Source organism: Rhizobium sullae, from assembly GCF_900169785.1.
In the GTDB taxonomy this organism is placed as follows: Bacteria; Pseudomonadota; Alphaproteobacteria; order Rhizobiales; family Rhizobiaceae; genus Rhizobium; species Rhizobium sullae.
In genome coordinates this window covers 45,249-66,943 of sequence record NZ_FWER01000026.1, presented here as the reverse complement: position 1 = coordinate 66,943, position 21,695 = coordinate 45,249, and the positions used below count along the sequence as shown (strand labels likewise).

Genomic DNA, 21,695 nt, shown 5'->3' with positions numbered 1-21,695 from the left:
GACGTTCCATTGATCCAGGAGCGCAAGAAGCTTGCGGGCACACGCTATAGCGCGGGCGCAATCGTCACTCTGGGGTTCTGGAATGCCGAATACGAGCAGAGCGCCATCGCCAATGAACTTGTCGACCACGCCATCAAATGCTTCCGCCGCGCGCATCACCCGTCGCCGGAAGGAAGAGATGAAGATCGACAGCCTCGCCGGATCCATGTTCTCGGCATAAGCCGTGAACCCTCGTATGTCGACGAACAGAATCGTGGCTTGCTGACGACGGCCTTGCCGCCACGTGGCGACATCATTTTCTCCCACCAATGGCGCGATCTCGGCTGGCAGAAAGCGAGCAAGGTTTGCGCGCCGGGCAGTCTCGCTGACCGCGCGCACGAGTAGGCGCCGAGAACGCACCATTGCGAGCGCCGTCGTAAGGCCGATCAGCGTCAGCATGACGGCCCGCATCAGATAAGACGGCAGTGAGAAAAGGCGGCCGATGCTTGCACCCAACTCGCCAAAAGATGCGGGGGTCTCAAGACCAGTCAGGAACAAGCGAAAGCCGAGCGCGGCAACGACGCCAACCACAGCGATCATTGTTGCCGTGGTGGCCCACACTTGAACGAGTGGCCGATATCGAAGGGCGCCGACCGCGAGGAGGAGGGGAACGGCCCAGATGGTCGGCATCGCTGCGACCCAATTGCCTCCTAGGCCAACGCCTTCCAGGCCAAAAAAGAGGCTGACTCCGAGAATTGCTGCGTCGCATGTGACAAGGACGAACGCCATCCAGGGCCTGAACCAGCGGCGGAGAACCAGGAGGAACGACGTGACACCGAGGGCTAGAAATGCCCCAACGGTGATCAGCGCCGTCAAACGAACTTGGATCAGTTGGTACTCTTCAGTGAGCGCAGCCGTCCCTGAGAAAACAAGGAAGCCACTCGCGAACAGGATGAGGCCCAAAGTGATCCGAATCCATCCGATTGTATATTCGGCCTCAATCTCCGCTTCGCGGAACAGCTTATCGACCGAGGTGCTCGTCAGGGCCGAGTGGGTTTCTTCGGATTGATAGGCATTCAGTTGAAAAATACTCATCAACAGGTTCCTCCCCGCGCGCGGACAACAGGCGTACCCTCCGGGGAGGGCTGCCGCTACATATCATAGATCCGCGGCACAGCATTTTTGAACTTTTCCCCGCCGGATCCTGATTTACGATCGGCGCACTAAGTCATGGCAGACTGCTGCCGCGGGGGAATATTTCCGCATCCCAATGCGTCAAAGTGCTTCGAGCATGCCGATGGTTATCGGCTGTGCCGCAGAGAAGGGCACGAGAATGAAGAAAGCTCATGAATCGGGAAAAGCGGCCTCAAATCTAAGCCTGTCCCGCCGAAAATTTATGAAGATGTCAGTTACTAGTGCCGCGATTGTGGGCGCCGGAGGGTTCTCAGTCTGTATGTACAGACCGACGGTGGCGCAGGCCGCTGGCGCGACGTCCAAGTCCGCCGCGCGCTATCGCGATTCCCCAAATCGCGGCCGGCGCTGCGCCGGATGCACTCATTTCCTGAAGCGGAACCGATGTGAAATCGTCGCCGGCGAGGTCAGTCCCAATGGCTGGTGCCGCTTTCACACGCCGAGACCGGCTTGAGCGAGGCGTCATTGGTCGGTCGTTATCGTGGGCGGTAGCTAGCCGCGCATACTTGTGACCCCCAACGGAAGAACGAGCCGCAGCCTCTCGCTTGAACGCCCATGGCATGCTCCGAAGGCTTGGCTGCTACATCCTATCCCTCCGCTTTCCGAGGCCATTGATCTTGCCCAAGCGCACGACGCACAGCCGGGCCGCGTGCCGGGCAGACGTCCATCTGTGAGGCCTTGATGGAAATCAACGCAAGGCAGCTTATCCATTGATACACACGGGGCGGCAGGGTTCAGCCAGGAGGCACGGAATGCCAGTCAAGGTTCGAAACGCCACGAGTCTGGCGCTTGCCCTCTATGTTACCTGGACGGCCGCGACCTGGTTTCTCGAAGGGCGGATCGAAACGTTGCTGAGGCCGGGGGCCGTTGTCGATCGGCTCGTCTATGTTGTGATCGCCAATCTGGCGATCGGCATCGTCGGCGCGCTTCTTGTGCTCAGGTTCACAATCTCCTCCGGTGGCGCGAACCAGGAGCATACGGGTTTCGGTCGGCGCTTGCCTTCGATTCCGTGGATCGTCACGGGCATCGCACTGGGGTTCGCCCTCTATTTCATTCAGGGAGCAGCTTCCAAGAACCCGATGGTGATCCTCAATGCCTATGCCCAGGTGTTTGCCGTTTCCGTCGCCGAGGTGCTCGTGTGCTGGGTACTGGTGGGCGGCGTTCTCAAGGGCGCTTTTGGCGGCTCCCGCTGGGCCTCCGCGGCCGGTGCTGCGGTGGTCGCAAGCCTGACCTTCGGGATCTACCACATCGCCCACAGCCCTCCGTTTGACACGGTCGGCATGGTCGTGATTCTCACCGTTGTGGGCCTCCTGACGAGCGCGTTCTTCTTCGCCTCGCGAGACGTCTACGCGACCATCGCCTTCCACAATTTTCTGGGTGTCTACGGCGTTGTGCAGGCTCTTGCTGCCGCCGACAAGCTTGGCGGTTTTGCAGCACCGCAAGTGCCACTTCTTGCCACGGCGATTGTCTCGTTCCTCATCCTGGTCGCCGCCGACGTGCTGATTGTCCGCCGGCCGCAACGTCCGCAGGATCTGTGCTGATTGCCGGGGGAACTGCCGCAATTGCCGGAGGAGGCGCTCTCATGCTGAACCGAGGACCTGATTACGACGCCGCCACCGCTGCGCTTTGGTCCCACCGAGAGCCGTCCGAGTTCATGGGTCTAGTGCACTACGCTACGCTCGCCGCCAACAGCCACAATGCGCAGGCTTGGCGTTTCCGTCAGACGGCCGAGGGGGTAGCGATCCATCCCGACATGGCGCGCCCTGCCGGTGGCCGATTCCGACCACCACCACCTCTACGTCTCACTGGGTTGCGCGGCCGAGAACCTGATGCTGGCGGCGGGCGCGCTGCAGGGCGGCCCTCAGCGATCGAATTTGCCACCGACGGCGACGAGCGGGTCGAGATCGCGCTCGGGCAAGCGGGAAACCGCGACAGGCTGTTCAACGCGATCCTAGAACGCCAGTGCACGCGGTCGGACTACAACAGCCACCCGGTACCCCGCGCCGATCTGAGCTCGATGCAAGTCGCGGCGCGAGTTTCCGGGTGCGAAGTGGTGCTGATAGAAGATCGCGCGAAGATCGAACAGATTCTGGAACTGATCCTCGCAGCAAGCACTGCTCAGGTCTCGGACCCAGCCTTTTCCGCGGAGCTGAGATGCTGGTTGCGCTTCAACGCCCGCGCGGCGATCGAGACGGGTGACGGGCTCTATTCCGGCTGCTCGGGAAACCCGTCGCTGCCGACCTTCCTTGGCCGGATCATGTTCGGTGCCTTCTTCAAGCCCGATGCAGAGAACTGCCGTTATATGGCCGCGGGTATCCTGGCTCCCGGCGACGCAATTTTCATCGACATGGGGACGACGACGTTGATGTCGGCAGAGGCATGCGCGGTCATCTCGCGCACTGTGATGCCGCGCCATCTCCCCGATCTCTTATTCATTGTGAAGCGAATTTCAACCGAGAGATCGCCGTCGGCGAGTGCACGCATGACATTGGTCGTGCGGTTGATCGGCCGAGAGATGCCGACGATCGCAAAAGCTATGGCGCCGAGACCGGCGAGGCAAGCAATTCCGAGCAGCGTGAAGGTCGCGATGCGGGCACTCAGATAGTCGGCTGAGCTGTCAGCATGGCTCTACTCGGTGCTTCTGTACAGAGGGACTCTGGCCTTCTCGAGGCGAGTCTAGCCACGCGATACTTTCCCCCATGTGAATTGTTGATCCGGCGATCCGGCGGCGATCACAGCAAGTGCGACAGCCGCCGGAGCATTGGCGAGGTCTCAATCGTCGTTCGAAGAATTGGACGATGAGTTGCTGGACGAATTCGAGGAGCTGTTCGAGCTCGAATTGCTCGACGAGCTGGACGAACTGTTCGAGCTGGAATTGGAGGATCGGTTGGAACTCGAATTACTCGATGAATTCGATGACCTGTTCGACCCTCGGTCGGACCACGCTCCGCGATCATCGTCGCGGTTTGAATAATAGCTTCTACGCGTTTCGGGCGCGTTCTTTTTCAGTAACCGCACCACGGCATTGTCATCGTCTGCAATCGCCGGGCTGGCCGGGGCAGCACAGCTGACAAGAATGGCGCTCAAAATTGCCAGTATCTTTCTCATCGTATCACTCCTTGGTTGTCGCAGCCTTCGTGGCTGCCAAGGAGGAACGGGATGCGATGGATTCTATTCCCGGGTTTCGCGCAAAAGCTTCAGGGCCGCCGCTTCTTCTTCCGGTGAAAGCGGCGAAGCCGCGCCGATCGAGCCGAGATAGGCGTCAACCGTGTCCTGCGCAGCCGCGGGAACATAGCCGGATGCCTCGGCAGCCGTGGATAGGGCCAAACGTGTTTCCCAGTGATCCGAGAGATGGCAGGCAACCGAGGTGATGTTTCGTCCGGATCGTTGCTTGACCTCAAATTCGCGGCAAACCTCTCCAGCTTCGCTGCGGAAGCTGGAGATGACCGACACCGTTGCACCTTCGATGGCGATCGGTTCGCCGCCTGAGCCGGCAGTCTCGAGGATACCAGCGAGAGCCGGAGCGACAGGGAACGACATATCCGCAACTTCGTGGATCGTTGACCGACCGGCGAAGTAACCGCCGCCGCCGGCGATCATCGCCGCCAATATCGAAGCCGCAAGCGGGGCAAACCAGCTCTGCGTCCGACGCTTCGGTGACGGCGCAGGGCGGGGCGTGAAAGTGACGACATTTTCGCCAGGCTCCACCAACGGCGATGATCCTGGCACGTCGCGACTGTCGTACGTGTTCGCCTTGTGGGTGGCGACCATTCGCTGAACCGACGCCAGAAGGTGATCTGGTACGGGCTCGTCCAACATCGGTGCCAAAGCGGACTTTGAGGCCGCACGTGTTTCCATGAACGTAGCGACCCGCGCCATCAATTCGTCGTCGGTTTCAAGCGCCGCCTCGATCCGCGATGTCGTTTCGGCATCGGTTTCGCCATCCGCAAAGGCCATGACCGTTTCGTCGTCGAAAATCTGCTTGTTCATGCGTTACCACCTTTCATGACCGACGAACGCTCTGCCCCCAAATTTATTCCGGTCGTCTCGGAAAGATTTTTGCGTGCGCGCGCAAGCCTGCTCATGACTGTGCCGATCGGTATGGCAAGGACGTCAGCCGCCTCCCTGTAGGAAAGCTCTTCGACACAGACCAGGATCAACACTTCCCGCTGTTCATCAGCGAGTTGATCGATCGCCTGAGCGACGTCGTTCAGTGCCATTCGCGCATGAGACGCGGCCTCGCCCGACGGCACGGAGATGTCGTTCCGTTCAGAGATATCTTCGCTGGGGCCAGCCGTCTTCAGGCGGCGAGCATGATCGATCCAGAGGTTGCGCAAAATGCGGAACATCCACGCATCAAACCGCGTACCCGGTTCGAAGCTGTCGGACGATCGCAGCGCGCGCTCGCACGCCGCCTGTACAAGATCATCGGCGGTCTCGCGTGAACGGCAAAGCGAAATCGCAAAACGCCTTAGATTGGGCAGAAATGCAACGAGCCTGTCTTCGAAGGGGAGATCGTCGTGTTTCATACGTTTTGTTTCGCACGAGCGGGAATAAATTGTCGAGCCTTGCGTTGGTACAGCCATGAGTAAACCATATACTCGTTTTCTCGCCAACGGATCCGGAGCGCTGCAATGAGCAACAGCTTGAAGTTCACGCAACGGCTTTTCACCGGCCTGATGGCAGTCGCCATCGTGGAGGTTGCGGCCCCCATTTTCCCGCAGCACCAGACATATTCATTCGTCGCGAGCGCGCATGCCGACGACGACGACGATGACGATGACGGCGGAAGTTCGCGATCAAGCAGCGGTGGATCCCACGGGGGCAGCGGAGCGGTTCGAAGGGGCGGACGCGATCTGCTCGACATGCTGTTCGGCCGGCAACCTTCGACGCCCCGTCGTGCGAGGGCCGTCGCCATGCCGGACAGATCCGCCCGTCAGATTGTTGCTCTGGGACTCGGCGAGCAGAATATCGCGCCGCTTTCACAGGCGGGTTTCGTTATCGACGAGCGAGTGACCATTGCCCTTTCCAATACCGAACTCGTCAAATTGCAGATTCCGCGAGGGATGGCACTCGATGCCGCGCGCGCCGAGGTGGTGGCGCAGGCGCCCGACGCGACGGTTGACTTCAACCACTACTACGAACCTGAACAACGAGAGGACGCGGATCGTTGCGACGGTAGCGATTGCACAATGGTGCGTCATGTCATCGGATGGCCCAATCCTGCAACACTGACGTGTCCGGCGCACCTTCAGATCGGTCTGGTCGACACAGCGATCAATCCAGATCACCCGTCGCTTGAAGGCGCCAACCTTGAAACGATCCGCATGGGAGAGACAAGGCCCGATGCACTGCAATCGGGCAAACAGCACGGGACTGCGATTGCGGCACTTCTGGTCGGTCAGTCCGATAGCCGCACGCCGGGGCTGTTGCCGAACGCCAAGCTCGTTGCCATCGATGCATTTCGTCGGGCCGGCAAATCCGCAGACCGCGCGGAGGTCTATGACCTCGTGCGCGCGCTCGATCTTCTCGTGGCCCGAAATGTCGGCATCATCAATCTCAGTCTTTCCGGCCCATCCAATCTCCTGCTTGAAAGGACCGTCCAGGCGGCCGTCAGTCGTGGCGTCATTCTCGTCGCGGCCGCCGGCAACAACGGCCCCGCCGCAAAACCGGTCTATCCCGCTGGCTATGAGCAGGTCATCGCCGTCACCGCAGTTGATCGGAGCAAAAATCCCTACCGCCGCGCTGTGCGGGGAGAGCACATCGATATCGCGGCGCCCGGTGTTGGTGTCTGGACGGCGGCATCGATTACAGGTGCAAGGCAAAAAAGCGGTACGTCGTTTGCGGCCCCTTTCGTAGCGGCCGCCGCAGCCATTCTCAAATCGACGCGACCTGATCTGACCCCGCAACAAATCTCCGACGAATTGACGAAGACTGCGGAGGATCTCGGTAAACCAGGCAAGGATCCGGTTTACGGCTGGGGATTGCTGAACGCCCGCACGCTCTGTGTCGCCTCAAATGACATCCCTTGAGGCGTCATCTTGCTACGAGGTCAACACGCCGAAAGACCGGTGTGGGAGGATGCAAACACAATCTCGCTGACCATGCTGATCCTCGTGTCTGCTGGATCGGGAACGCGGGTACCCTCGTCGGGCGGAGAATACGTCGCTTCGTGTCGGCACAGCCTCGCCCCTTCCCTATGAAGCAGAGCCTTCCAAGCCAAAGCACTACCGCTTGGCGCGGGCGAACTTGCGGTACCAACCATCCGAGGCGAGCGTCTTGCGAAAAATGCTGGTTCGTTCGGCTTTTTCTACCATGTTTTCTGCGCGGATATCGGCATAGAGATCGGTTGTCGCGCGGCAGAAAGGAATGACCTGGACAATCGGTGTTCCGCGTTCCAGCACATGAAGGCCGTCGGGTCCGGTGGCGAAGAAAGGAAAGTGAATTTCGGCGTGATAGGTGTCGGTATCGACGACACCTGCGACAATCTCGAAGAGCCCGTTCGGGCGGTTGAGCGGCGGCACGAACAGGCAGCTCCAGCCGGGGGGTGTACGAATGGTCCAGTGGTTGTGGAACTTGCAGGGTGGAGCGGGTTCGCGCGGATTTCCCGCCACCTGATGGGATCCGTGATTGCTGACCATGGTGCGGTCGAACTCCCAGCCGCAATTCACCGTTTGTCCGTTGTCGCTGATTTCCATGCGTATAGTGGCCGACAGACCGACGATCCAGCCCGCCGCCATGGCATCGATGAAGGGCATGCAGCGCTTGACCGTAAGCCCATCATTCGTCGTCGAGACGTATGCAGCATCAACGGCCGGCAGCCTGCGGAACCACTCCGGCAAAGCGGTCTTTGCCCTGACGGGATCGGGGATGACGCCCCGGTCTTCCGGACGGCAAAGAAAGGTGACTTTGTGGCAGGACGTGTCTTTGCGGGTGAGGAAGCGCATGTCGTACTCCTTGGCGATCTGCGACGATTGCAGGAATGAACGGGCGGGCTACTGTTTTATTCCGGGACCTGTCCCGGTCCTCCGTTCAGGCAACTTTCCCGACGCGTCTCTCGAGGTGCATGCCGACCGTGATCATGCGCACGGCATCTTCCGCCGCCCGCGCCAGCAACTTCGGTGCCCCCTGGATGGCATCTTCGAGGGTGCATGGCCGCGTGAGGATCGAGGCAAAGGCGTCGATGCCGTGTTCGAAATTCAGCCGCACGCCTTTGCCGATGGTTCCGGCCAGGGCAATGACGGGGACGCCCGCTTTCCGTGCTCGGTGTGCCACCTCGGCGGGAACCTTCCCGAATGGCGTTTGACCGTCGAGACTGCCTTCCGCCGTGATGATCAGATCGGCCTGCTCGATGAACCGGTCGAGTTCGAGATACTGCATGACAATGTCGTAGCGGGGATGGAGCCTGCCCCTCAGCAGCCCGAGAACAGCCGCGCCAAGGCCGCCAGAGGCGCCGGCTCCCGGTGCGGATCCGACGTCTATGCCGCTGGTGCCCTTAACGATGGTGGCGTAGGTTTCCAGTGCGGCGGAGAGTTCTTCAACCTGGGCTGGGGTCGCGCCTTTCTGTGGCCCGAACACGCGGGCCACGCCTTTTTCTCCCAGCAGCACATTGTGCCAGTTGACGGCCGCATCGATGCGGACGTGATCGAGACGCGGATCGCGCCCGCTCATGCCGATCGTTGCCAGCCGCGCGAGGGCGGCGCCCCCTGGCGGCAGCGACCTGCCATATTCATCCAATAGCCGCACTCCCAGGGCTTGCGCCATTCCCGCTCCGCCATCGTTGATGCCGCTATCGCCGCAGCCAAGCAGAATGCGCCGCGCGCCGGCATCAAGCGCGGCGTGAACCAGTTGTCCGACGCCGTAACTGGTTGTCCGGCAGGGATCGCGCCGATCACGTGGAACGAGGCTGAGGCCGGCCGCAGCCGCCATCTCGATGACGGCCGTCGGCTCGCCGTTGCCCCCAAGGAAGCCGAAATGCGACGCAACGGGATTGCCGAGGGGGCCCGTGACTTCGATCTCGTGACGCTTTCCGTCCGTTGCCTTGACGAGAGCCTCGGTAAAACCTTCGCCGCCGTCGGCCATCGGTGCCTTCAGGACGCGTGCATCGGGAAATGCGCGCAGGACGCCGCTTTCAATGCAATCGGCCGCCTGATCCGCGGTGAGGCTTTCCTTGAAACCGGAAGGTGCGACAAGAACCGTAAAAGACATGGAACCGTTTCCTTGCTGTTCGTGACAGTTGCGTGACAGGAGAGAAACGGCGGGCAAAAAGCTTTATTCCGGGATAGTGAAAACTTTGTAGCCGAATAACGAAAATGGCCGCCGGACAAGGGGCGGCCATTCGGGACGGAAGAGGAACGCAAGGTCTTACCGAAGTGAAATTCCCTGGAGTGGCCAGACGCAAGTCGAGACAAAGACCAGGAGAAGGACGAACGGCAGGATCAGCATCGAGGCCAATCGGAAGAGATCGACCTGCCCGAAAGCAGGCGGCGTCATGCTGCCGAACAGCGTGACAGGCTTTGCCGACACCATCAAAGTCTGGCAGAACCCGCTCGCAAGCGTGACGACCATGGTCAGATTTGCCGGATTGACGTCGAGTGCCGCCAGCGGAAGGGCAAGCGCTGGAATGAGAACCGTGGCCCTGGCGGTTCTGGACGTAATCACAAGATGCGAGAATGTGGCGATAAGCACGGCCGACGCGATGACCAGCATGGACCAGCCAGCCAGGCGGTTGCCGATGAGACCGACCAAGCGGTCCGCCAGCAAGGTGGCCGTTCCCGTCTCGATCAGTGCCTCACCGATGACCAATGTCCCGGCCAGAAACAACAGCAGGTTCCATTCGACAGATTTGAGTGCAGCCTTGAGCGACAGACCGGACACCTTCTCGGTCGTGATGACCAGGGCTGCAGCAATCCCGACCAGTGGCATGCCAATGCCGTGCAAGGATGTCGTCGCAAAAAGTAAAACAGTGGTCGCGACCACGGCGAGGATCGCTTTTTGCTGGATCGACAACGACGTCAGTGTTGCTGAGTTCGGCACGTCTGCCGTTGCAATTGCCATCCGACGTTCATCGCCACTGAGGAAGTAGCGCAGGATCAGCATGCAAGCGATCGAACAGGACAGTAGCGAGAAAGGGGCAGCCAGCGCGATCCAGCCCAGGAAATCCGGAGCGGTTTTGTCGGTCCGGCCGATAAAATCGACCGCGACGAGATGCGCTCCGGCCCCTGTCAGCGATGCACCTGCCGATAAGAGAATGATCGTCGGAAAAAGAAGCGCGAGCGCCTTCGTCACTGCCCGGTTGCCCACCGCTGCGGAAAGACCCAGGAAAACCGGCATGAGAATGGCGGCGCGTGCCGAGGTCGAGGGTATGACGAACGCCGTCATGAAAATGAGAAAGTTCAACGCCCAAAACAGCGCCGAGACCGATGTCAGCCGTGACAGCAGGCCGGCGATGACTTGCTCGATCACTCCGGAGCTTCTCAGCACACCCGCTATGATGAAAGCGGACAACATCAACCAGATAGTGTCGTTTCCCAGCGAGCGGTAGACGGCTTCTTCGCTGATCGCCCCGACAGCGGAAAGTGCGACGGCGCCGGTGAGCGCAACCGGTGTTTCTGGAAGATCGAGGATCGTCCAAGCGACGATGGTGGCGACGAAGACCGCAATCGTCAGCCGCATCGGCATGGTGAGACCGTCGATTGCGCCAAAGATCAGGATCGCACTGAAGGCAAGCACAAGTCCAGCCACGATGCGTTTGACCTGTTCGATTGGCAGGGTTGTTTGGACTTCATGGGCTGCATGGAAAACAGGCGGGATTGCCGTTTTATCCAGCGGGATCGGGTGGATGTTCATGTCGTCCTTCTCCATCGGCTATCTGTCAGACTTAACGGGATCACACGTTCAAAGCCCCGGCTTCGAGGTTCTCCCGATTGACGAGGAATTCGCCCGAAACGACGGGCGTTCGGAGGGAGGAACGGTTTACAGCTATGTTTATTCCCGGACTCGATTTGCCGGCGGTGGGAATATGGTTGGCGCGATCAGGGAAAGGATGGGCGCATATCGCGCTCACCGGCGACTATCTCTGGAACGAAATTGACCGACCCATCGAACGCTTCAGGCCAATTCGTGCCAACCGCTTCAATCCAAAGAACTGCCAATTCCCTTAGCGGGTATTATTGCAGAGTTGCCCACGGAGCCCCTTGAAGGCTCCCTCCGATTGCGCTTCGATGCTTCGCAAAAGAGCTGCCTGCGCGATTGTCTGGTCGAGTGCGCTCAGGCGGTCAACGCTTGGCAGATCGCCGTTGGCGTCGAGGTCCCGACCCGGCGAGGAGACGTAGACGGCGCAAAGTCCGCCGGGCCTGTCAGCAGCAAGGACGAGATAAGGAGCAAGAATATCCGGAACTCGCGCATCTTCTATCCTTTGTGGATAGGCAGCATTGAGCCGAGGCAAAAAATACCGCACACAAAATCTAGTGACCACAAGGGGTGTGAGGTAGGCCTTGCAGAGGCACTGGCAAGTGAAAGAGCTCGATCGATTGCACCCATACCAATTAGTGAGGCGTGCTTTCCACTGCGTGTTGCACGGCAGATCGAGCTTTTCGGCGGGCAGTTTGCCCACTTGCGCTGCCCGGCAAGCCCACCACGCATGCCGAACCCTCGGCCCGCACCATCGAGCAATCCGCGCACGCCCACCTGCGGCATAATCTGAAATCGCTTCGACCAGCACATGTCTGACAACATCCCGCCGTTGCACGGGCTGAAGGCGATGGGTCTTTAAGAAACGCTGAGAACTGGCGGCTCAAATGCGGCTTTTCCTAGAGCAGACGCACAGCCCGTGATCGATCCACCTCGTACTAACGGCCACCTGTGTTCGGCGCCAAAACCAGTCTTGGGCTTTTCGTGAGCCTAGCGCCTCCCTCTTTATCGACGATCACCGTTTCACTGAAGCCCAGGCCTTGAGCTGTAGCATAAAGGTGAAACACCATCCCCTCCTCCAGCGCCCAGTTGGATGTGGGCAGTAGAACCCGCGAAAAGTCGCTGGTACGTGGCGTGCGGGTATAGAGGCCGAGCATATAGGCGGTGACGTTTTCGTAAGTCGGTCGCAGGCCCGTGTCGAGGGCACCTCGGCGCATGATCGCGTCAACGTCTCGCGCTATGGCACCCGGCTTCATCGCCATAATCTGCCGATCCTGCAGCTCAACCAACTTTCCTGCCGTAGCCGTAAGTTCCGCAGAGGGAGCGCCCACGACGATTGGCCGCATCATGCGCGCACCATAGTTCCCAACGCGAGGAATGAGTTCGACATGCAGGACGTCGCCTTCCATGATCGTTTCGGTCTTGAACGCGCCGTGCAGAAACTCGTGGCTGCCGGTGGCCTTGACGACCGGACCCACTTCGCCGGTATCAGCACCTTCACTCAGAAAGACCTGCGAGGCGATTGCCGCCGCATCGCGGGTGGTCATTCCCGGACGAGCCTGCCTTGCGATCTCCAGCATCGCCTTGTCGGCGATTGCAGATGCCTGACGGAGGATGGCAATCTCCTCCTCCGATTTGACCCAGCGCAGGCTGTCGCTGAGCCCCGGCATGGGAATGAAACTCGCATCCGGTAGCAGCGCCGAAAGCCGCATGAAGGTCGCAGCACTCATGCTGTAGGAATTGGTATCGAGGCCGATGCGCGCACCGGCAAATCGGCGTTCGCGGATGCTTGCCGCGACGGCCGCTTGCGCTTCGTCGGTATCGGCGAAGCCAACCACGTCGGAAATCCAGCTCTTTTCCCGGCACGGCGCCTCGTCCAGCGCCCGCAGGGTGAACCAGGCATCGCCCTCGCGCGGCAAACAGGCGGCGCGGTACATGGTCTCGGAAACGGTGTAGCCGGTCAGCCAAGCCAGCAGCTCGCCGCTATCGACGAGTAGCAGATCGACGCCGGCGGATGCCATGGCGTCCCGGGCGCGTGCGATGCGGTTATCGAATTCCGCCCGGGAGAACATGGTCACGCAACCTCGCAGATATCGAGGATGGTCAGCATGTAGACGCGGATCATGTCGAGATAGTCGACGATGTCGACACGCTCGTCGGGCATGGTGTTGTAACGGCCGCCGGGGCCGCAGACGATACCTTCCATGCCGAGCTCCTTGTAGAGGTGGCCGGCATCGGTACCGTAGAACCGGGTCGGCGTGATCGCGCCCGTCGGCTGTTTTTCGCCGCGCACGGCTTCATAGGCCGCGTTGATGGATTTGACGATGCGTGATGTCGGCGAGACCTCGAAGGGCGGCATCAGCGGGCGACCCTCGATCAATTCCGGAACGAGCTTTGCCTTGAGGCCGGGGAAGCGGCCTTCGAGGGCCGCCAGTTCCTTTTCGAGATCGGCGAGCACGCCCTCCTGCGTCTGGCCTGGCGCATAACGGCACGACCCCTTGAGGCGGACGAAATCTGCGACCTGCGGCGGACGCCATTCTTCGAGACTGCGCCCGAGCGCACCATGGACGACGCCGACATGGCCGCGGTTGATCGACCGGTGCAGGTCGCTCCTGGCGCCGCTGAAGGTCATGGCGTTGATGCGCGGGATGATGTCGCAAGCCGCGGCGATCGCATCGACGGATTCCTCGCGCTTGGAGAGATGGCGCGTGTCGCCGGTCAGTTCGATGACATAGCTGAGGGCTGCCGCATGCATGGTGACGGCGACGAGATCGCTCGGTTCGCTGTTGATAAAATAGTCCGCCTTGACGCCGTGTCTGATCGCCGCAAGCGTGCCGACGCCGCCCTGCAGTTCGCCGACCACGAAGGTCAGGATAACGTCGCCCTTGAGCTTGACGCCGGCATCGAGCAGCGTCTTGACCGCGCAGAAATAGGCGGCATCGCCGGCCTTCATGTTAGACACGCCGATACCGTAGATGAACTTGTCATCGATGAGGCCAGCATAAGGATCGACCGTCCAGCCTTCGGTGACCGGGTTGGTGTCGAGATGGCCGTTGAACAACAGGCTCTTGCCGCCGCCGGTGCCCCTGAGGCGTCCGATCGTATTGAAGCGGCGGCCTTCGTCGAACGGTTGCAGTTCGGCTTCGACCCCGATCTTTTCCAGTTCGCCGGCCATGTAGCGCGCAAGATCACGCTCGCCATCGGTTTCCGAATGGCTCTTGTGCTGGACCATCTTCGATAGGAAATCGAGGCAGGCCTTTTCGTCGATCCGATCCACCAGGGACTTCGGGTCCATTGTCATGCTCCTTGATGCATTGTCATAAGTATTGGCCGGCCGGGCGCGGCACCGCTTCGATCAGGCGGCGGGTATATTCGGCGCGATCCTGGCTATCGATATCCGCCGCCGGCGCGATCTCGACGAGATTGCCCCGATACATCACGGCGATCCGGTGGGCGATCTGGCGGATAAGGTTGAGGTCGTGGGTAATGAACAGGTAAGCGGTGCCACTGGCCTTCTGCAGTTCCAGCAGCAGCTGAACGATAGACGCCTGCACCGATACGTCGAGTGCCGAAGTGATTTCGTCGCAGATCACCAATTTCGGTTTGGAGGCAAACGCGCGGGCGATCGCCACGCGCTGTTTCTCGCCGCCCGACAGCTCATGCGGATACCGCTGGGCATGGGTGCGCGGCAGGCGCACCTGCTCCAGCATGTCGCCGAGCTTTTGGTCGAGATAAGACGTATCCCCGAACAGCTTCAGCGGCCGCGACAGGATCTCGCTGATCTTCTGGCGGGGATTGAGCGAGGCATCGGGGTGCTGGAAGATGATCTGCACATCCTTGCGATAGGCATTGTCCATGTCACCAAGGTTCCTGATCTCGCGACCGTCGAACCAGATCTTGCCCTCGAAGCGGTTGAGGCCGGTCATCGCCTTCGCCAGGGTCGACTTGCCGGACCCGGATTCACCGACGATGCCGAGAATTTCGCCCGGATTGATGCTGAGGCTGACGGCATTGTTGCCGGCAACGCGTTCGGTGGCCCGGCCGGTCAGCGCCGCCAGAAACGGCTTGCGGCCATAATGGACGCTGACGTTTTCGACACGAACCAGCGGCTTTTCCGTTTCAACGACAATGTCGCCGACCAGCCTGCGGGCCGGATCGGGAACCGCCGCGATCAGCTCGCGGGTATAATCCTGCTGCGGATTGGCAAAGATATCGCGCACCGCGCCCTGCTCGACGATATCGCCGCGACGGATGACGGCGACGCGGCTGGCGGTGCGCGACACCAGCGCCAGATCGTGGGAAATGTAGAGCGAGGCGACACCGGTCTCGGCCTGCAGTTCCACGAACAGGTCGAGGATCTGGCATGAGGTGATGACGTCGAGCGCTGTCGTCGGTTCGTCGAAGATGATGCATTCGGGATTGCACGCAAACGCTGATGCGATGACGACGCGCTGCTTCTCGCCGCCCGACGCCTCGTGCGGCATGCGGTTCATCATCGCTGCCGGTGTCTTCAGGCCGACGCGGTCAAGCATCGCCTCACCTTCCTTCCAGGCCTGCTGCTGTGTCAGCCCGCGGTGACGGACCAGGACCTCGGCGAGCTGGGTGCCGAGCGACAGGGTCGGGTTGAGCGACGTACTCGGATCCTGGAACACCATGCTGATGCGCCGGCCGCGAAAGGCCTCGATCTGGGCATCGGTCTTTTCAAGCAGGTTCTCGCCGCTCAGCAGGATGCGGCCGCCGGGTTCGCGGGCGTTCTTGGGCAGATAGCGCATGATCGACCAGGCAAGCGAGGTTTTGCCGGAACCGGACTCGCCGACCAGGCCGAGGATTTCGCCTCGGTCGACGGAGAGGTCGATGTTCTTGAGCGCATGGAAAACGCCGGAGGCCGTGTCATAATCCAACGAGTAATTCTCGATCGCGAGAACCGGAGTTTCTGGTTTTGTCGTCATAGTCGTGGCCTCAAGTTCGCGGATTGAGGGCATCGCGAAGACCGTCGCCCAGAAGGTTGAAGCCGATGGCGACGACGGCGATCGCCACGCTCGGCCAGATCAGGATGCCGGCACTCAGGTGCATGTAGCGGCGCGCTTCCGAGACCATCAGGCCCCATTCGGCCGCCGGCGGCTGCGCACCGAGGCCGAGAAAACTGAGCGTCGCAAACAGCATGACCGCGAAGGAGATGCGGATGGTCATCTCGACAATGATCGGCGCAATGACGTTCGGCAGCATTTCCCGCAGAATGATGTAGGCTGAGCTTTCACCACGGGCGACCGCCGCATTGACGTAATCCTGCTTGCGTACCGACAACGCGACGCTGCGGGTGATGCGCGCCATGCCTGGCGCGAACGCGATGGCAACGGCGATCAGCGCGTTGACCGTGCTGGACCCCAGGAGGTTGACCACCAGAAGGGCAAACAGCAGGCTCGGGATCGACATGACGGCGTCGATGGTGCGCATGATCAATTCGTCCGCCCGGCCGCCAAGGAAGGCGGAGGTGGTGCCGACGAAGGCCCCGAGCAGTGTGCCGGCGATGGTTGCGAGCACGGCCATGACCACGGTGGCGCGGGCGCCGATCAGCAGGCGGCTGAAAATGTCGCGGCCGTATTGATCAGTTCCCAACCAATAGCCGGCGCTCGGCCCCTTGTATCGCGCGAGCGGCGCAAGAATTTCCGGGTCGTGCGGCGCGAGCATTGGTCCGAACAGCACGATCACCAGCACCAGCAGGACAAGGAACACGCCGATCGCGCCCTGCGGCGTGCGCAGGAGGCGTTTGATGAAATCAGTCATACTGGATCCTCTTGTCGAGCAAGGCATAGAGGATGTCGGCGATGAAATTGACGATCGAATAGGTAGCCGCCATGATAAGCACGCCGGCCTGGATGGCCGGCAGGTCACGCGCCTGGATCGCCACGATCAGCTGGCGGCCGATGCCGGGAATGGCAAAGATCTCTTCGACGACGATGACGCCACCGAGCAGGTAACCCACATCGAGCGCAACGATAGTGATGGTCGGCAATAGCGCATTGCGCAGCGCGTGGCGACGAAGGACTTGTCCGCGCGATATCCCCTTCAGCCGAGCGGCACGGATATAGTCGGTGTGCAGCACGTCGACGAGTTCCGAGCGCACCATCCGCGAGACATGGGCGATCAGGATCACCGAAATGACGCAGACCGGCAGGACCAGATGGGCGATGCCACTGGTAAAATTTTCGGTGAGCGGCACATATCCGGTCGGCGGCAACCATTTCATCAGGTCGGCGAAGACGAGGACGGCGACCGTCGCGGTGACGAATTCGGGTAGCGCCACGCCGGCATAGGAGATCAGGCTGACGACCATGTCGGCGATCTTGCCGCGACGGACGGCCGCGATGATGCCGAGCGGAATGGCAAGAACCAGCATCAGACCGATCGACAGGAAGGCCAAAAGCAGCGAACGGCCGAGCGCCTCGAACATGACGGGGCCGACGGGCTGGCCAGTGCGTAGCGAGGTGCCGAGATCGCCCTGCAGCACGTGGCCGAGCCACGTTGCATATTGCTGCCACACCGGGGCGTCGAGCCCCATGGTTTCACGCAGCGCAGCAAGCGCGTCTTGTGTCGCATTCTCACCCAGCATCATGACGGCGGCATCGGCCGGCAGGATCTGGGTGATGGCGAAGACGATGAGCGATACGATGAAGAGCGTATAGACGATCATCACCAGCCGCTTGGCTATATAATTCGGGGACACGTTCGTGTTCCTTGTTTCACCAGCCGGACGCTCAAAGAGCGTCCGGCATCGTTCGGGTCAGCCGCGCTTGGGCGCCTTGTCGGTCAGGGAAGCGTAATCGAGGCGGAAGACCGAGGCGCGCGGATGCGCTTCGTAACCCTTGACCCAGCTCCGCTTGGCCGACAGCACGTCGAAGAAGGACGGGATGATCGAGGGGACTTCCTCGTTCATCAGCTCCTGGGCCTTTGTGTAAAGCTCGGTGCGCTTGGCTGCGTCGATCGTGCCGCGAGCTTCGGCGACCAGGGCGTCGAAGGCCTTGTTGTTCCAGCGCGTCTCGTTCCAGGAGGCATCCGAGGTATAGAGAAGCTTGAAGATTCCGTCCGGGGTCGGCTGCATGTTGTAGAAGCCGACGTAGAAGCTGCCCTTCTTCCACACCTGCTCCAGATAGGTGGCATGCGGCATCGTCTGGACGTTGATGGTAATGCCGGCTTCCTTGGCCATTTCCTTAAGGGCGACGGCAAGTTGCGTGCGCACCGCCGGGCGGTCGGAGGCGATGAGCGTGGCTTGCAGGCCATTCGGGAAACCGGCTTCAGTGAGCAGCCTCTTGGCTTCTTCGATATTCTTCTCGCGCTGTTTGGCTGCCTTGAAAAACTGGTAGGAGGGGTTCAGCGGCGTATCGTTGCCTGGCGTGCCAAAACCTTCGGTAACGAAGTCGACCATCGCCTCGCGATCAACCGTGAGTGCGATCGCACGGCGGACGCGCGCGTCGTTGAACGGTGCGGTGTCGCAACCGAAGTTGATGTTGCAGAACTGGCCGGACGGCGTGCGTAGGACCTCGACGCCGTCATTGCCGTCAAGCCGCAGGTATTCGGTCGGCTGCAGCGTCGAGATGATGTCGACGTTGCCGGCGATTATCGCCGAGCCTTCGGCGGAGATATCCGGGAATACCTGGACCTCGATACGATCGAGATAAGGGCGCGCCGGGTCGTAATAGTTCGGGTTGCGTTCGACGACGATCAGACGGTCCGGCTCGTAGGATACCAGCTTGAACGGGCCGGTGCCCACAGGCTTGGTGGAAAGGCTCTTGAGGTCGCCAGTGGCGATCGAGGCCGGAATGATGCGAGCGTTGGTGTAGGCCATGGCGACCGGCAAGTCGGCATAGGCGCCGGAGAGCTTGAACAGCACTGTCGTATCGTCGACGGCGACGATGTCGGAGATCGGGCCGACATTGTTGCGGCCGGGCGACGCGGTTGCCGGATCGAGGATTGCCTTGAAGGTGGCGACGACGTCCTTTGCCGTGAACGGCGAGCCGTCATGGAAGGTCACGCCCTTGCGCAGCTTGAACGTCCATTCGGTCAGGCCGCCATTGGGCGTCCAGCTTTCGGCCAGATCCGGCTCGACCGACATGTCGACCGTCAGGCGCGTCAGGTTGCTATAGAGCAGCTCGGTCACCAGGTATTCCGGGTTGACCCGGGTCAAAAGCGGATGGATGACGCTTGCAGCCTGGTCGACGGAGATGCGCAGCGTGCCGCCCTTGGCCGGCTTTGCGGTCTGCGCCAGGCCAAGCGCCGGTGCAGCAAAGACGGCGGCGGTGCCCGCGAGGAAGAAGCGACGTTTCATGTCCAGCATTTTTCAGTTCCCTTATGGTTCAGGCGCGGTTTTCAGGAAGGGAGTCGGCGGCAAAGTCCGCCGCGAGATAGGCCAGTATGCTTTTCGCCAGGGCGATGATGTCCTGGCGGGTGGTATGCTCTTCAGGACTGTGGATGCAGCTTTCCGGGCGGCCGAGCCCGCCCAGCAGCACCTCCTGTGCAAAACCGGACTTCTGCACGTAGCCGAAATCGGAGCAGCTCGCGGCGCCCCATTTTTGAAAGTCTTCCGGCTTGTAGCCGAAACCCAGCGACAGCGCCTTTTGCCAGCGTGGCCAATGCGGACCTTCCGGATCGTTCGTCGGGATGAGGTGTCCGACCAGATCCATTTCGAGCCCCAGCCCTGTGCTCGCAACGCTGTCGCGGATCAGGTCTTCGATCTCGGCGCGCGCATCGTCATAGCTTTCTTCCGGAGCGTAACGCCGGCTCACGAGAATCTTGACCTCCGCCGGCACCTGTCCGCCGGCGGTTCCGCCGTTCACCGCCGAAATCGAAAGCTGCGGTCGCAGCGGACCTGACGCGTGCGGCGGCGACGCCAGCGCGGATGCCCGGCTGGCCACGTCCGGCTTCAATGCCATCAAGGCATTGAGCAAGGGCAAGGCGCCTTCGATAGCATTGATGCCGGCGCCGGTGCGATTGCCTTCGCCTGCATGAACGGCGTGCCCCCTAATCGTCACCTGCAGATGGAAGACACCGAAGCAGCCAGCCCAGATGCGCGGCGCCGCGGACCCGTTGAAATTGAGGATATGCCCTTTCAACATGCCCTGCTCCGCCAGATAGCGAATGCCGGGGTATAGGCCCCCTTCCTCATCGGTGCAGAGGAGCAGCATCGGATCGTAATGCAGAGGCACACCGCATTTTTTGGCAGCCCGCAACGCCAGCAGCGTTGCTGCGATCGTGCCCTTCATATCCGCGGCGCCGAGCCCGAACAGATCGTCACCCTCGACCGTCAGTTTCAAAGGATCGCGTGCCCAACCTGGCGCGGCCGGGACCGTGTCGACATGATAATAAAGACCGCAGACGGGCTTTCCCGTTTCGCGGGCGGCAATGAGGTTGGTCCGCTCGCCGGATGCCGGTCCACCGGCTACGTACCAAAGATCACGCGGCACGACGACCCGCTCGAACTCAAACCCCAAGGGCGAAAGGAGTTCAGCCATCAGATCGGCAAAAGCGTCATAGCCAAGACCCGGCGGGAATGAGGTGTCAACTTCGATCATCCGAGCCAGATCATCGACAGCAACCTCGACATCCAGCTCAATCGCTGCCATGGCAGGTCCGAGGATCTGTTGCGAAGAAGCTGGCGGCGGCGTGTTCATGGCAGTGTCCTCGATACCGTCGCGCCAGCCTCCCCAGCTTGCGCTTTAATATAAACTATATAGTAATACTGCGTAGATCGAGACCCTGAGTCAACTCCAAAGAAGAGGCAAATCATTGCCGGAACTGCCCAATAATTCATCAGGAGTGATCAAGCTGACGGAATTGTCGTTGCCGCTCTATGAAGTGGTCAAACGACAGATCACCGAAGCGATCATGCTCGGCAAACTCGAACCGGGTTCGGTTCTGCCGAGCGAAGTGGCGCTGTCGCAAACCTACGGTGTGGCCGTGGGCACCATCCGGCGGGCGCTGATGGATCTCACCAATGACGGCCTTCTCAGCCGCCGTCGCAAGACCGGCACAGTGGTGACCGGCCGCAAGCCGCAGCACAGCCTGCGCCTGTTTTTTCAGTATTTTCGACTGCACGGGCTGGATGGTTCGCTCAGCAAATCGGTCACGAAGGTGACTTCGCTCGACAGGAGCTTTGCGTCCGCGGCCGACGCGGGAAAACTTCAGATCGACGAAGGGTCGCCGATCGTTACCTTCCACCGGGTGCGTTACGTCGACGAGCGGCCGATCATGCACGAGACGCTGACGCTTTCCTGCGAACGGGTTCCGGACTTCCCGGAGGGGCCAGAGGAAATCCCTCAGCTCTTCTACCTGCATCTACTGGAAAATTATGGGATCCGCATCTCGGCCATACGCGAGCAGATCGGTGCCGATCTTGCGAACGATTCCGATGCCCAGTGGCTAGATCTGAGCCGGCCAGCGGCGGTCCTAACGATCGACGAAGTGGCCTATGACCAGATGGCTGTACCGGTTTTGATTTCAGCGCACCGGGCAACCACCGCCAACCACCGCTATGTCAACGAGGTGCAGTGAGGCGGTGTCTTCGCAGTGCCCGATCTGAGAGATAGGTGACGTTTTGTACCGGAGACATGGGTAACACT

At 60.9% G+C, this 21,695-nt stretch carries 19 protein-coding genes; 6 read left to right on the top strand and 13 right to left on the bottom strand.

The window, feature by feature from the left end; all coding sequences use genetic code 11:
• Positions 1-1,074, bottom strand: a 1,074-nt coding sequence (locus tag BN1800_RS22565; protein WP_179213864.1) for an adenylate/guanylate cyclase domain-containing protein, incomplete at its 3' end; no start/stop codon positions are given.
• Positions 1,075-1,249: 175 nt separating this feature from the next.
• Between BN1800_RS22565 and BN1800_RS43985 the strand changes: the two genes are divergently transcribed.
• From BN1800_RS43985 to BN1800_RS41495, 4 genes are all read left to right on the top strand, one after another.
• A complete protein-coding gene (locus tag BN1800_RS43985; RefSeq protein ID WP_087001244.1) occupies positions 1,250-1,624 on the top strand; it encodes a twin-arginine translocation signal domain-containing protein in 375 nt (124 codons plus the stop codon).
• Positions 1,625-1,922: 298 nt separating this feature from the next.
• Positions 1,923-2,711, top strand: a complete 789-nt coding sequence (locus BN1800_RS22555; RefSeq protein ID WP_087001242.1) for a CPBP family glutamic-type intramembrane protease — start codon at positions 1,923-1,925, stop codon at positions 2,709-2,711.
• 41 nt (positions 2,712-2,752) lie between these two features.
• The gene (locus BN1800_RS41500; protein WP_179213862.1) at positions 2,753-3,775 is read left to right on the top strand and encodes a hypothetical protein; all 1,023 of its coding nucleotides are present in this window, start codon (positions 2,753-2,755) and stop codon (positions 3,773-3,775) included.
• A gap of 198 nt (positions 3,776-3,973) precedes the next feature.
• Positions 3,974-4,144 (top strand): hypothetical protein, encoded by a 171-nt coding sequence (locus BN1800_RS41495; protein ID WP_179213861.1) that lies wholly within the window; start codon positions 3,974-3,976, stop codon positions 4,142-4,144.
• A 197-nt stretch (positions 4,145-4,341) separates the two neighbouring features.
• Here BN1800_RS41495 and BN1800_RS22540 read toward each other — a convergent pair whose 3' ends face one another.
• Together BN1800_RS22540 and BN1800_RS22535 are read right to left on the bottom strand one after the other, a co-directional pair.
• Positions 4,342-5,160 (bottom strand): anti-sigma factor family protein, encoded by an 819-nt coding sequence (locus tag BN1800_RS22540; protein ID WP_087001238.1) that lies wholly within the window; start codon positions 5,158-5,160, stop codon positions 4,342-4,344.
• The gene (locus tag BN1800_RS22535) at positions 5,157-5,699 is read right to left on the bottom strand and encodes an RNA polymerase sigma factor (RefSeq protein ID WP_087001236.1); all 543 of its coding nucleotides are present in this window, start codon (positions 5,697-5,699) and stop codon (positions 5,157-5,159) included. The genes BN1800_RS22540 and BN1800_RS22535 overlap by 4 nt, the downstream gene beginning before the upstream one ends.
• Positions 5,700-5,804: 105 nt before the next feature.
• On the opposite strand from BN1800_RS22535, the gene BN1800_RS22530 reads away from it, so the two are divergent.
• Positions 5,805-7,202, top strand: a complete 1,398-nt coding sequence (locus BN1800_RS22530) for a S8 family serine peptidase (RefSeq protein WP_087001235.1) — start codon at positions 5,805-5,807, stop codon at positions 7,200-7,202.
• A 195-nt stretch (positions 7,203-7,397) separates the two neighbouring features.
• Here BN1800_RS22530 and BN1800_RS22525 read toward each other — a convergent pair whose 3' ends face one another.
• From BN1800_RS22525 to BN1800_RS22470, 10 genes are all read right to left on the bottom strand, one after another.
• The gene (locus tag BN1800_RS22525; protein ID WP_087001233.1) at positions 7,398-8,117 is read right to left on the bottom strand and encodes a DUF6065 family protein; all 720 of its coding nucleotides are present in this window, start codon (positions 8,115-8,117) and stop codon (positions 7,398-7,400) included.
• 85 nt (positions 8,118-8,202) lie between these two features.
• Positions 8,203-9,378 (bottom strand): glycerate kinase family protein, encoded by a 1,176-nt coding sequence (locus tag BN1800_RS22520; protein ID WP_087001231.1) that lies wholly within the window; start codon positions 9,376-9,378, stop codon positions 8,203-8,205.
• A 156-nt stretch (positions 9,379-9,534) separates the two neighbouring features.
• Complete coding sequence (locus BN1800_RS22515; RefSeq protein ID WP_087001229.1) at positions 9,535-11,019, bottom strand: SLC13 family permease; 1,485 nt, start codon at positions 11,017-11,019, stop codon at positions 9,535-9,537.
• A 1,001-nt stretch (positions 11,020-12,020) separates the two neighbouring features.
• Positions 12,021-13,154, bottom strand: a complete 1,134-nt coding sequence (locus BN1800_RS22500) for a M24 family metallopeptidase (protein ID WP_087001223.1) — start codon at positions 13,152-13,154, stop codon at positions 12,021-12,023.
• Between the two features lie 2 nt (positions 13,155-13,156).
• The gene (locus tag BN1800_RS22495; protein WP_087001221.1) at positions 13,157-14,377 is read right to left on the bottom strand and encodes a M20 family metallopeptidase; all 1,221 of its coding nucleotides are present in this window, start codon (positions 14,375-14,377) and stop codon (positions 13,157-13,159) included.
• 22 nt (positions 14,378-14,399) lie between these two features.
• Positions 14,400-16,031: a dipeptide ABC transporter ATP-binding protein gene (locus tag BN1800_RS22490; RefSeq protein ID WP_087001219.1), complete on the bottom strand. Its 1,632-nt coding sequence runs from the start codon at positions 16,029-16,031 to the stop codon at positions 14,400-14,402.
• Between the two features lie 10 nt (positions 16,032-16,041).
• Positions 16,042-16,866: an ABC transporter permease gene (locus BN1800_RS22485; RefSeq protein WP_087001217.1), complete on the bottom strand. Its 825-nt coding sequence runs from the start codon at positions 16,864-16,866 to the stop codon at positions 16,042-16,044.
• Entirely contained in the window at positions 16,859-17,806 is a 948-nt protein-coding gene (locus BN1800_RS22480; RefSeq protein WP_087001215.1) for an ABC transporter permease, read from the bottom strand. The genes BN1800_RS22485 and BN1800_RS22480 overlap by 8 nt, the downstream gene beginning before the upstream one ends.
• A 57-nt stretch (positions 17,807-17,863) precedes the next feature.
• Entirely contained in the window at positions 17,864-19,414 is a 1,551-nt protein-coding gene (locus BN1800_RS22475) for an ABC transporter substrate-binding protein (protein ID WP_087001214.1), read from the bottom strand.
• A 19-nt stretch (positions 19,415-19,433) separates the two neighbouring features.
• Positions 19,434-20,747 (bottom strand): M20 family metallopeptidase, encoded by a 1,314-nt coding sequence (locus BN1800_RS22470; protein WP_087001212.1) that lies wholly within the window; start codon positions 20,745-20,747, stop codon positions 19,434-19,436.
• A 115-nt stretch (positions 20,748-20,862) separates the two neighbouring features.
• On the opposite strand from BN1800_RS22470, the gene BN1800_RS22465 reads away from it, so the two are divergent.
• Entirely contained in the window at positions 20,863-21,627 is a 765-nt protein-coding gene (locus BN1800_RS22465; RefSeq protein WP_087001210.1) for a GntR family transcriptional regulator, read from the top strand.
• Positions 21,628-21,695: the final 68 nt, after the last annotated feature.